Source organism: Streptomyces violaceoruber (genome assembly GCF_033406955.1).
In the GTDB taxonomy this organism is placed as follows: Bacteria; Actinomycetota; Actinomycetes; order Streptomycetales; family Streptomycetaceae; genus Streptomyces; species Streptomyces violaceoruber.
This window is the reverse complement of the sequence record NZ_CP137734.1, coordinates 5,115,374-5,127,510: the sequence shown is the minus strand read 5'-3', so window position 1 is coordinate 5,127,510 and position 12,137 is coordinate 5,115,374. Positions and strand designations below refer to the sequence as shown.

General features: G+C 70.3%; 8 protein-coding genes. 6 read left to right on the top strand and 2 right to left on the bottom strand.

Annotated features, from left to right (window positions below; all coding sequences use genetic code 11):
- Positions 1-45 precede the first annotated feature (45 nt).
- The 5 genes from R2E43_RS22960 to R2E43_RS22940 all read left to right on the top strand — a co-directional run bounded on the left by R2E43_RS22960 (position 46) and on the right by R2E43_RS22940 (position 9,039).
- The gene (locus R2E43_RS22960) at positions 46-1,779 is read left to right on the top strand and encodes an LCP family protein (RefSeq protein ID WP_106518416.1); all 1,734 of its coding nucleotides are present in this window, start codon (positions 46-48) and stop codon (positions 1,777-1,779) included.
- Between the two features lie 167 nt (positions 1,780-1,946).
- On the top strand, positions 1,947-3,662 hold the full coding sequence (locus R2E43_RS22955) for an LCP family protein (protein ID WP_030873054.1): 1,716 nt from the start codon (positions 1,947-1,949) through the stop codon (positions 3,660-3,662).
- A 206-nt stretch (positions 3,663-3,868) separates the two neighbouring features.
- Positions 3,869-5,575, top strand: coding sequence for an LCP family protein (locus tag R2E43_RS22950; RefSeq protein WP_016326398.1), 1,707 nt, complete (start codon positions 3,869-3,871; stop codon positions 5,573-5,575).
- Between the two features lie 77 nt (positions 5,576-5,652).
- Positions 5,653-7,329, top strand: coding sequence for an LCP family protein (locus R2E43_RS22945; RefSeq protein WP_030873058.1), 1,677 nt, complete (start codon positions 5,653-5,655; stop codon positions 7,327-7,329).
- A gap of 198 nt (positions 7,330-7,527) precedes the next feature.
- A complete protein-coding gene (locus R2E43_RS22940) occupies positions 7,528-9,039 on the top strand; it encodes an LCP family protein (protein ID WP_247703964.1) in 1,512 nt (503 codons plus the stop codon).
- A 31-nt stretch (positions 9,040-9,070) separates the two neighbouring features.
- Here the strand turns inward: R2E43_RS22940 and R2E43_RS22935 are convergent, their stop codons facing one another.
- A complete protein-coding gene (locus R2E43_RS22935) occupies positions 9,071-10,354 on the bottom strand; it encodes an LCP family protein (RefSeq protein WP_173943953.1) in 1,284 nt (427 codons plus the stop codon).
- A gap of 120 nt (positions 10,355-10,474) precedes the next feature.
- Between R2E43_RS22935 and R2E43_RS22930 the strand changes: the two genes are divergently transcribed.
- A complete protein-coding gene (locus tag R2E43_RS22930; protein WP_030873063.1) occupies positions 10,475-11,041 on the top strand; it encodes an acyl-CoA thioesterase in 567 nt (188 codons plus the stop codon).
- A 35-nt stretch (positions 11,042-11,076) separates the two neighbouring features.
- Here R2E43_RS22930 and R2E43_RS22925 read toward each other — a convergent pair whose 3' ends face one another.
- Positions 11,077-12,117, bottom strand: coding sequence for a vWA domain-containing protein (locus tag R2E43_RS22925; protein ID WP_003975761.1), 1,041 nt, complete (start codon positions 12,115-12,117; stop codon positions 11,077-11,079).
- Between the last annotated feature and the right edge of the window lie 20 nt (positions 12,118-12,137).

The window sequence follows — 12,137 nt, the reverse complement described above, 5'->3', positions numbered from 1 at the left end:
GGAGGGGAGGGCGCCGCGTGGCCCCGACGGAGGATTCGGACAACCGTGGACGCGCAAGGCCGTGGGCGGGCGGAGGACATCGACCCCGCAGACCAGTGGGTACTCAATCCGGACACCGGTGACTACGAACTGCGACTGTCCCCTTCCGCACCGCAGTCACCCGTCCCGAGGCCCCGCCGGGCCACCTCCGCACCGGCCCCCGAGGTCCCCGCGCCCCGCAGACGCCGCGCGCCGTCCGAGGAGCCGCCGCCCCCCGGACGGCGCGGTGGCGAGGAGCCGCCCCCCGGACGGCGCGGCCGCCGGCGGCCGGCGAAGAAGAAGTCGAGGGGCAAGAGGATCCTGCTGTGGACCGGCGGCACGATGGCGTTCGTCGTCCTCGCCGTGGGCGCCGCCGGATACCTCTACCTGCAACACCTCAACGACAACATCGATGCCCTCCCCGACGACGGCGCGAGCACCGGCGGTTTCCAGAAGGACCAGGCGATCAACATCCTGCTGATCGGCACGGACAAGCGCACCGGTTCCGGCAACGACGGCTACGGCGACAAGGGCAGCGCGGGCCACGCCGACACCACGCTCCTGCTGCACGTCTCCAAGGACCGCTCCAACGCGACCGCCCTCAGCATCCCGCGCGACCTGATCGTCGACGTCCCCGACTGCCCGACCACGCAGGAGGACGGGAGCACGAAGGTCATCCCGGGCTCCACCGGCGTCCGCTTCAACACCAGCCTCGGCCAGAGCGGCCGTACGCCCAGCTGCACCATGCGGACCGTCACCGAGCTGACCGGCGTCACGCCCGACAACTTCATGGTGGCCGACTTCAACGCGGTCAAGACCCTCTCCTCGGCGGTCGGCGGAGTCGAGGTCTGTCTGGCGAAGGACATCGACGACCCCGACTCGCACCTGAACCTGCCGGCGGGCAAGCACACCGTCGAGGGGGAGGAGGCGCTCGCCTTCGTCCGCACCCGGCACTCGGTCGGATTCGGCGGCGACCTGAGCCGTATCGAGCTCCAGCAGCAGTTCCTCAGCTCGCTGATGCGCAAGCTGAAGTCCAACGACACGCTCACCAGCCCGACGAAGATGGTGAAGCTGGCCGAGGCGGGCACCGACGCGCTGACCGTCGACGCCAAGCTGAAGAGCATCGGCAAGCTGAAGGACCTCGGTCTGGAGCTGGGCAAGCTCGACACCAAGAACCTCACCTTCGCCACGGTCCCGGTGAAGGACAACCCGGCCGAGAAGACGCCGGTGACCGTCGTCCTCAAGGACGGCCCCGCCCAGCAGGTCTTCGACATGGTCAAGAACGACGTCTCCTTCACCGAGGTCAAGAAGCAGGAGAAGGAGAAGAAGGACAAGGAGGAGGCCGCGGTCGCCGCCCGCCTCGAGGGCGAGAAGTCCGAGCCCTCCGAGGTCCGCGTCCGCGTCCTCAACGGCGGTGCCTCGTCCGGCAGCGCGGGGCGGGAGCTGACCTACCTCCAGAACGAGGCGGGCGTCACCAAGTCCGAGAACGCGGGCAACGCCCCCGCCGACATCGCGAAGACCACCCTGGAGTACGCCCCCGACCAGGCCGACCAGGCCCGCGCCCTCGCCGAGATCCTCGGCCTGACCGGCGCCGCCATGAAGCCCGGCGAGAGCGTCACCAACTCCCAGGGCCTGCCCGCCATGACCCTCACCCTCGGCAAGGACTTCAAGGGCGCCGGGGTCAAACTCGACGCCACCTCCGCGAAGGCACCGGAGGACCTCCAGAAGTCCACGGCGGACAAGGTCGAGTGCGCGAAGTGACCTGAGGGGCCCCGCACGCGTCTGACAGTACGGCAGTCCATCGGTCGACCGGTCCAACCGCGAACAAACCACCGGGCGTCGTACAGCCAACGCGAGGCTTCGTACGTCCAACTGTGCGAACAGGTCGCGTGCGGGAGCACGTTCGCGGGTCCGAGGGTGGGAGAGGCATGACGCAGAGCAGTGTGCGCGGGGAGGGAACGCGACCCGACACGGTCCCGCACGCCCGCGGCAGGCGAGCCGGACGCCGCGGCCGGGAGGAAAGCGGAACGGGAACGGCCGGGCACCGCGGCTCGGGCGGCAACGGCGGCAACGGCGGACGCTCCGGGCGGCGGCGCGCAGGAGGGCGCCGGCACCGGGCGTTGCGATGGTCCGCGACGACCCTCGCGGTGCTGATACTCGGCACGGCCGGCGCCGGATACCTCTACTACCAGCACCTGAACGGCAACATCGACAAGGGCGAGCGCAGCAGCGGCGACTCCAAGGCGCACAAGACCGAGCCGAACGCGGCCGGACAGACGCCGATGAACATCCTGCTGCTCGGCTCCGACAGCCGCGCCTCCGACGCCAACGTGGCGCTGGGCGGCGGCAAGAACCACCGCGACAACCCGCCGCTGGCCGACGTGCAGATGCTGATCCACCTGTCCGCCGACCGCAAGAGCGCCTCGGTGGTGAGCATCCCCCGGGACACCCGGGTCGACATCCCGGCCTGCAAGGACCCCGACACCGGGGAGAAGTTCCCGGCGACCAACGCCATCATCAACACCTCGCTGGCCCGCGGCGGCGCCGGCTGCACCCTGGCCACCTGGGAGAACCTCACCGGGGTCTACATCGACCACTGGATGACGATCGACTTCGCGGGCGTGGTGTCGATGGCGGACGCCATCGGCGGAGTCGAGGTGTGCGTGAACCAGAACGTGTGGGACCGCCCGCTGCCCGGGGTGCCCGGCGGCTCCGGCCTGAAGATGACGGCCGGCCGGAAGAAGGTCGAGGGCGAGCAGGCGTTGCAGTGGCTGCGCACCCGGCACGCCTGGGGCAGCGACCCGCTGCGGGCCCGGGCCCAGCACATGTACATGAACTCGATGATCCGCACGCTGAAGAGCCAGAACGTCTTCACGGACGCGGGCAGGCTGATGGACCTGGCCGAGGCCGCGACGAAGTCGCTGACGGTCTCCGAGGAGATCGGCACCGTGAAGAAGCTGTACGACCTGGGCATGCAGCTCAAGACGGTGCCCACGGACCGCCTCACCATGACGACGATCCCCACCGTCGAGGACCCCGAGGACGAGAACCACCTGCTTCCGGCCCCCGACGCCGACAAGATGTGGGCGATGCTCCGCGACGACGTGTCCTTCGACGACAAGGGCACGAAGGAGAAGAAGGGCTCGGGCACGGGCGACGGCAAGGACGCCGCCGGAGACGACGCCGCCGCGCGGGGCGACGCCGGGCAGCCCTCCGACGAGCCCGCCGCCGACTCCGAGATCGGCGTCCTCGTCCAGAACGCCACCCGCTCGGCCACCCTCGGCCCGGTCTCCGGCCGGGCCGGCGACATCGCCGGGACGCTGGTGGACAAGGGCTTCGCCAAGGCGGTCAAGGACACCTCGGCGGCGCTCTCCGAGGAGCGGACCGTAGTCCGGTACCCGGGCGACGAGTTGGCGGGCGACGCGCGGCGCGTCGCCGAGGCGCTGGGGATCCCCGCGAACGCGGTGCGCAAGTCCACCGACGTGTCCGGGATCACTCTCGTCGTGGGAGCTGACTGGCGCGAGGGGACGTCCTATCCGAAGCAGAAGACGCCCGAGGCAGGAGACCTGCCGGAGACCAGCGACGCCATCAACGGCTCGGACACCAGCAAGTGCATGGACGTCTACAAGCCCTACCGATGGTAGGAGTTCACGAAAATAGGAGGGAATGCCCTGTTGTAGGGGTGACGATCGTGACACCAGAGTCGTTCGACGCCGAACCGGGCGGATAGTGTGAGCGCTCCGGTGCCCCCTGCCGCGAGGTCCGCCCTGGCGTCGTGCACTTGTTGACTCTTTACCGGGCACCTTCAGAGGAAGGTGCCGCGTGGCCCCCGACGGAGGATTGGGAGACCGTGGACGCGCAAGGACGTGGGCGGGCAGACGACGTCGATCCCGCAGACCAGTGGGTGCTGAATCCGCGGACCGGTGAATACGAACTGCGACTGTCCCCCTCCGCACCGGAGTCGCCCGTCCCCGGGCCCCGCACGGAAGGACCGCGCGCGACGGGGCGCCGTACGACCGCTCCGGGCCGTGAGGTGCCGCCCCAGCGGCGGCGCCGTCCGGAGCCCGAGGCGCCGGCGCCCGGTCGGCGCGGACGCCGGCCCGAGAAGAAGAAGTCCAGGGGCAAGCGGGTCCTGCTGTGGACCGGCGGCAGCATGGCCTTCGTCGTCCTGGTGGCCGGTGTGGGCGGCTACGTCTACCTCAAGCACCTCGAGGGGAACGTCTCGACGACGGACGTGGGCACCGCCGGAAGCAGCAGCTTCAAGAAGGACGAGGCCTTCAACATCCTCATCATCGGCACCGACAAGCGCACCGGTGAGGGCAACGAGGGCTACGGCGACAAGGGCAGCGCCGGACACGCGGACACCAACATCCTGCTGCACGTCGCCGAGGACCGCTCCAACGCCACGGCGCTCAGCATCCCCCGCGACCTGATCGTCGACATCCCCGACTGCGAGACGACGCAGGAGGACGGGACGAAGAAGGTCATCCCCGGTACCTCCGGCGTCCGCTTCAACCAGAGCCTCGGCGACTTCGGCCGGGACGCGGGCTGCACGATGCGCACGGTGGCGGAGACGACCGGCATCAAGCCGGACCACTTCATGATGGCCGACTTCAACGCGGTCAAGACGCTGACCACGGCGGTCGACGGGGTCGACGTGTGCGTGGAGCACGCCGTGGACGATCCGAAGTCCCATCTCAAGCTGCCCGCGGGCGAGTCCAAGGTCGAGGGCGAGCAGGCTCTGGCCTTCGTCCGCACCCGGCACGCCTTCGGCAACGAGGGCGACCTGGACCGGATCAAGGTGCAGCAGCAGTTCCTGGGCTCGCTCATGCGCAAGATGGCCTCCGGCGACACCCTCACCAGCCCCACCAAGCTGGTGAAACTCGCCGAGGCCGCGACCAAGGCCCTCACCGTGGACAGCGCCATCGGCAAGGTGGGCACGCTCAAGGACATCGCCCTGGAGCTGAAGAAGGTGCCGACGAAGAACATCACGTTCACCACGGTGCCGGTGATCGACAACCCCGCCGAGAAGGTCAAGGCGACGGTGGTCGTGAACGAGGCGAAGGGCCCCCAGGTCTTCGACATGATCAAGAACGACATCTCCTTCACCGAGGTCGAGCAGCAGAAGAAGAAGGAGAAGGCCGCGGTCGCCGCCCGGCTCAAGGGCGAGAAGTCCGAGCCCGGCGAGGTCCGGGTCCGCGTCATGAACGGCGGCGCCCCCGCCGGCAGCGCCCAGCAGGAACTGGCCTACCTGCAGACCCAGGCCGGGGTCTCCAAGTCCGAGAACGCGGGCAACGCCCCCGCCGACATCGCGAAGACCACCCTGGAGTACGCCCCCGACCAGGCCGACCAGGCCCGCGCCCTCGCCGAGATCCTCGGCCTGACCGGCGCCGCCATGAAGCCCGGCGAGAGCGTCACCAACTCCCAGGGCCTGCCCACCATGACCCTCACCCTCGGCAAGGACTTCAAGGGCGCCGGCGTCAAACTCGACGGCTCCGTCAAGAAGCCGGACCTGGACACCGAGTCCACGGCCGACCAGAAGCTGTGCGCCAGTTGACCTGAGGGGCCTGTCGTACGTCTGACAGGGCGGCGACGGGCCCACACGGTGGCCCGGGGGCGGGGAGGGACGCGGAAGTGACGCGGAGCAGTGTGCAGGGGGAGGACACGGACGAGGGCGCGGCAGACGCCCCCGAACGTGCCCAGACCGTCCGGGGGGACGGCGACAACGGTGTCGACGGCGCCAAGGACGAACCCGAAGGCGCCGCCCTCGGCGCCGAAGGCGGCACCGGGGACGGCACCGCAGGCGAGCCCGACGCCCCCCGTCCGCGCAGGCGACGGCGGGTGCTGCGCTGGACCGCGGTGGTGCTCGCCGTGGTCCTGGCCGGCACGGCCGGAGCGGGTTACCTCTACTACGAGCACCTCAACGACAACATCAAGCAGGACGCCCTGAACCTGGGCGACAACAAGGTCGCCAAGCCGACGCCGAACGCGGCCGGGCAGACCCCGCTGAACATCCTCGTCATCGGCTCGGACGCCCGGGACAGCGAGGAGAACCAGCAACTCGGCGGCGCCCGTGAGACGTTCGGCTCCACGCCGCTGGCGGACGTGCAGATGCTGGTGCACCTGTCCGCCGACCGCAGCAACATGTCGGTGGTCAGCATGCCGCGCGACACCCTGCTCGAGATACCCAGGTGCACCGACCCGGACGACGGCGAGGTCTACCCGGCGAGCGAGGGCCGGGTGATGACCAACCAGAGCCTCGGCCACGGCGGGCCCGGCTGCACGGTGGCCACCTGGCAGGAGCTGACCGGCATCCACATCGACCACTTCGTGATGGTCGACTTCGCGGGCGTGGTCTCGATGGCCGACGCCGTCGGCGGCGTCCCGGTCTGCGTGGACGCCAACATCCACTCGCGCGACGCCGGGGGCCACGGCTCCGGTCTGAAGCTGGAGAAGGGCACGCACCCGGTCAAGGGCGAGCAGGCCCTGCAGTGGCTGCGCACCCGGTACGGCTTCGAGGACGGCAGCGACCTGGCGCGGGCCAAGGCCCAGCACATGTACCTGAACGCGATGGTCCGGGTGCTGCGCGAGAACGCGACCCTCAGCAGCCCGAACCGGCTGCGCAGGCTCGCCGAGGAGGCCACCGAGGCACTCACCGTCGACCCGGACCTGGACTCCGTCAAGAAGCTGTACGACCTCAGCGACGAACTGCGGAAGGTGAAGCCCGAGCGCATCACCATGACCACGATGCCCAACCGGTACGTGGGCGCCCGCGTGGAGCCGACCGAGGACGCGGAGCAGTTGTTCCGGCTGGTGCGCGAGGACATCGCGCTGGACGGCAAGGACGCGAAGAAGAAGCCCGACGCGGAGCCGGAGCCCCCGGCCGACCCGGCCGCTCCCGACGACGAGATCGCGGTCCAGGTCCGCAACGGCACCCGCACCGACGAACTGGGCACCGCCCCCGGACGCGCGAACACGGTCACCGGGCTCCTGGTGGACCGGGGCTTCACCAAGGCGGTCGCGGACCCGTCGGTGCTGCCGAGCGAGGACCGTACGGTGATCCGCTACCCGAGCGCCGACCTGGAGGGCGACGCCCGCCGCGTCGCCAAGTCCCTCGGGGTCCCGGCGAGTTCGGTGAAGCGGTCGACGGACGTCTCCGGCGTCACGCTCGTCGTGGGCGCCGACTGGCGCGAGGACACGGCGTACCGGGCGCCCGAGAGCGACGACCGGACCCCCGAGTCGGCCGAGGCGCTCAACGGCGCGGACGACAGCGCCTGCATGCACGTGAACCCGGCGTTCACCTGGTCCTGACCGCCGTCACCGCGGACGGGGCCGTCGCCGGTACCCCGGCCTTCACCGGCGCTCCCGTTACCGCGAACGGGGGACACGGGTGCGCGCCGCGGGGTCACAGCCCCGGGCAGGAGATCGTATGGGCCTACGGTGCTCACGAATCCCACGTACGGCCTCACGCTCCACGCCCAGGGCCCCGTCCCCGCGGAGGTGTTCCCCTTGCCCACGCCGCCCCGCTCGTCCCGGGTCCCGGCCTCGACCAACCGGGGCGGGCCCCCGCCGCAGCGCGGCGGCCCCCGGCCGTCCGGGCGGCCGCCGAGGCCCCCCGTACGGCGGAAGAAGCCGCGCTGGGCCATGCGGGCGGTGACCGCGCTGTCGGTGGTGGTGCTCGCCTCCGCCGGCATCGGGCACGCGGTGCTCTCGAGTCTGGACTCGGACATCTCGCGGTTCGACGCGTTCAAGGACATGAAGAACCGGCCGCGGGCGGGCGACGGCATGAACGTCCTGATGGTCGGCACCGACGGCCGGGACGAGATCACCGAGGAGGAGCGGCGCAAGTACCGGCTGGGCGGCGCCCCCTGCCACTGCACCGACACGATCATGATCGTGCACATCTCGGAGGACCGGGAGCGCGCGAGCGTGGTCAGCCTGCCGCGCGACTCGTACGCCGAGACGCCCGGCCACACCGACCGCACCACCGGCGAGCACCACAAGGGACACCCGATCAAGCTGAACGCGGCCTATGCCGAGGGCGGCCCGCAGCTGACGATCCGCACCGTGGAGAACATGACCCGGGTGAAGATCGACCACTATCTGGAGGTCGACTTCACCAGCTTCATGAAGACCGTGGACGTCCTCGGCGGTGTGCGGATCTGCACGGTCCAGCCGCTCAAGGACAGCTACACGGGACTCGACCTGCCGGCCGGCTCCCACACCCTGATGGGCGGGCAGGCGCTGCAGTACGTGCGCGCCCGCCACCTCGACGGCGCCTCGGACCTGAGCCGGATGAAGCGCCAGCAGCGCTTCCTGGCCGCCCTGATCGACCGGGCGACCTCCTCGGGGATCCTGCTGAACCCGCTGAAGTTCCGCGACGTCACCCGGGCCGTGCTCGGCTCGGTCCGGGCCGACCAGGGCTTCGGCACCGACGAGCTGCTGACGCTCGGGCGGGCGATGCGGAACTTCTCGCCGTCGTCCTCCGAGTTCACCACCGTGCCGATCGGGCAGATGGGCTACGCCGTAAAGGGCGTCGGTTCGACGCTGAAGTGGGACCCGGCTAAGTCCGAGCGGCTCTTCGACGCCCTGCGCGAGGACGAGCCGCTGGCCGCGCCGAAGCCGAGGCCGAAGGGTCCGGCGCCGGTGCGGGTCCCGGTGGACCCGAAGCAGATCCGCGTCCAGGTGGAGAACGGCACCCGCACCTCCGGGCTGGGCAAGCGGGTGGACGACGCGCTGGCGGCGACCGGTTTCCGCACCACCAGGGCGCCGCGGAACGCCGAGGACCGGGCGGTGGGGCGGACCGTCGTCGCCTACGACCCGCGCTGGGACCAGTCGGCGAAGTCACTGGCCGCCGCACTGCCCGGCAGCGAGCTGAAGCCGGTCAAGGGGCAGGGCGCCACGCTGAAGGTGATCGCGGGCGCCGACTTCGAGAAGGTGGCGAAGGTGCGGCCGGCCGACCCGCCGCAGGAGTCGGGCACGGTGGTGCGCGGCGACGAGGTGGTCTGCGGCAAGGAGTGAGGCGCGCCGGGGCTCACCGGCGCGCCCGGGCTCAGTTGTTGCCGGAGACGGTGACCTTCTCGTCGTTCTTCAGTTCCTCGACGAGCTTCTTCACCTTCGCGTCGTCCCACTTGAGGTTGCCGCCGACGCTGCCCGAGATCGGCATGTTCATCGAGGTGCCCTCGCCGCCGCTGACGCTCTTCATCGCCCAGAACATGCTCGCCAGGTCGAACAGGCCCATGTCCTTGTCGACGACGAGGGAGTCCAGGCCGGCGCCCATGGTCGGGTACAGCCTGAACGGGTTGAGGACCGTCGACGGGGTGGCCACCTGGCTCGCCAGCGCCGAGAGGAACTTCTGCTGGTTCTTGGTGCGGTCCAGGTCGGAGCCGGCCAGCGCGTACCGGGTGCGGACGAAGGCGAGGGCCTCCTGGCCGTCCAGGGTCTGCTTGCCCTTCTTGAGGTCGGCGCCGGACTTCTTGTCCTTGATGTCCTGCGGGATGTCGATCTCGACCCCGCCGACCGCGTCCACGATGTTCGCGAAGCCGCCGAAGCCGATCTCCACGTAGTGGTCCAGGCGCAGCCCGGTGTTGTGCTCGACGGTGCGCACCAGCAGCTCGGGGCCGTCCTCGGCGTAGGCGGCGTTCAGCTTGGTGTGCCGGCCCGTGCCCGGGTACTTCTTGCCGGACTCGGAGCCGACGAAGCTCGGGATCTCCACGTCCGAGTCGCGGGGCAGGGAGATCAGCGTCGACCCGTTGTCCCCGGTATGCAGGATCATCATCGAGTCGGTGCGCTTGCCCTCGGCGTAGCCGGTGTGCAGGTCCTTCATCTGGTCCTTGGACATGCCCTCGCGGCTGTCGGACCCGACGATGAGGTAGTTCGTGCCCTCGCCGGCCGCGGGCCGGTCGATGACCTTGGACAGGTCGACGTCGCGGTTGAGCTTGGAGTCGGCCCAGAAGTAGGTGCCGACGGTGGTGACGACCAGCACGGTCACCACCGTGATCGCGGTCCACTTGATCCGGCGGCGCCAGTCCGGCGCGGGCCGGTCCCGGACCTGGCGGCCGGGGCCCTGGCCGCCGCCACCGCCGCCGTAGACCTGGCCGGTGTTGTAGCCGCTGTCGTAGCCGTCGCCGCCGTGCCCCTGGCCGTCGGTGTACGACGGCTGCTGGGGCACCCCGGCGCCGTACGGCGGGGCCGACGGGCCCGGGCCGGGCGGCGGCGTCGCGCCGCGGCGGACCTGACGCATCACGCGTGCGCTCTCCGGCCGTGCGTTCGCGCTGCCGCGCCCGTAGCCGCTGCCGCGGTTGTCACCGGACCATCCCTCGGGCCAATCATTCATGCGCACCAGTGTGCAGGGCCGCCCTGTGGGCGTTACAAGGTATGTCGGAAAATCAGGGCAGTGCTGTTGCGAACCCGACACAAAATCACGCCCGTGTGGCCCCGGCATAAGGTGGAGGCCATGACAGACCAGGCAGAACAGGCCTCGGCCGCGCAGTCGACGGCCCCGGAGATCCCGGGCAAGCCGACCTCGGCGTCCCGCACCACCCTCAGTCACATCATGACGCACAGCGACACCAACCTTCTGGGTACGGTGCACGGCGGTGTGATCATGAAGCTCGTCGACGACGCGGCGGGAGCCGTGGCCGGACGGCACTCCGGCGGACCCGCCGTCACCGCGTCCATGGACGAGATGGCGTTCCTCGAACCGGTCCGCGTCGGCGACCTCGTCCATGTGAAGGCCCAGGTCAACTGGACCGGCCGCAGTTCCATGGAGGTGGGCGTCCGGGTCCTGGCCGAGCGCTGGAACGAGTCCACCCCGGCCACCCAGGTCGGCTCGGCCTACCTGGTCTTCGCGGCCGTGGACGCCGACGGCAAGCCGCGCACGGTGCCGCCGGTGCTGCCCGAGACCGAGAAGGACAAGCGGCGCTACCAGGAGGCCCAGATCCGCCGCACCCACCGCCTGGCCCGCCGCCGGGCGATCATGGAACTGCGGGAGCGGCGGGTGGCGGAGGGGTACGAGGACTGACCTCCGCCCGGGGCGCCACCCGGGCGTCGGCGGCGTCAGAGCATGAGCAGGAGCCGCGTGTTCGGTACGAGCTTCCGGTTCACGCTCGTGCTCTGCACGAAGATCGTGAATTCGTCGTTGTGGTCGGGCTTGATGCGGACCTCCACGTCCGGCAGGCCGAGCAGGGCGCGGGCCTCGGGCCCCGTGTACACCCGGTCCGTCTTCTTCTCCAGCACCGATATCTGCTTCTTCGGCTGGACCTTCTCCGACTTGCTCAGCTGGTAGAAGGCACCACCGGTGCGGTAGGTGTGCCCGCGCTCGACGACCCAGTCGCGGATCGCCACGTCGCGGGTGACGTCGATCAGCTGGTACTTCGACGACTCGACCGGCGTGAGGCCGGCCGCCTTGATGGTGTCCTTGTTGACCGCGTCGCCGCCCGTGGAGAACACGGCCCGCGACCCGCGGATGCCCTTGGTGCGCCCCACCATGAACTTCTCGGTGGCCTCCTGGATGACCTGCCCGGCCTCCTCGAGACCCTGGGTGCTCGTGGCGTCCCAGATGGCGATGTTGTCCTTCGGGAACCCGTACTGCATGGCCTCGCGCTTGCCCATCTGGTCCGGCACGAGGACGGCCAGCGTCCAGTTGTCCGCCTGCGTCTCGATCATCCGGGACACGGCCTCGACCAGGGCGCGCGGGTCCCGGGCGGGGGCGTCCGGGCAGCGGTGGCTCACGTTCTCCTGCCCGTCCGTGAGGACGAAGGTCAGGAAGCTGTGGTCGCCGTACAGCTGGGCCGTCTGCGCCAGCTCCCGCTGCGACTTGAGCGTGGCCGCCAGCAGCGCCGTCATGCCGCCGACCCGGTACATCTGCTTCAGCGACGGCATCCGCAGCACGTCCTTGTCGTAGATGACGCACTCCACCTGGTCGGCGAAGACGTACACCGTGACGCGGGTCTCCTGGTCCAGCTCCTGCGACCGGCGGGCCAGGTAGGCGATCTGCTGGTCGGCGACCTCGACCACCTTGTGGCTCAGGCGCCGCATGGACGAACTGGCGTCCAGCACGAGAGCGACGTGGTTGATGTAGTTCTGGCTCCTGGACATGGCGGCTCCCCCTCTTACCG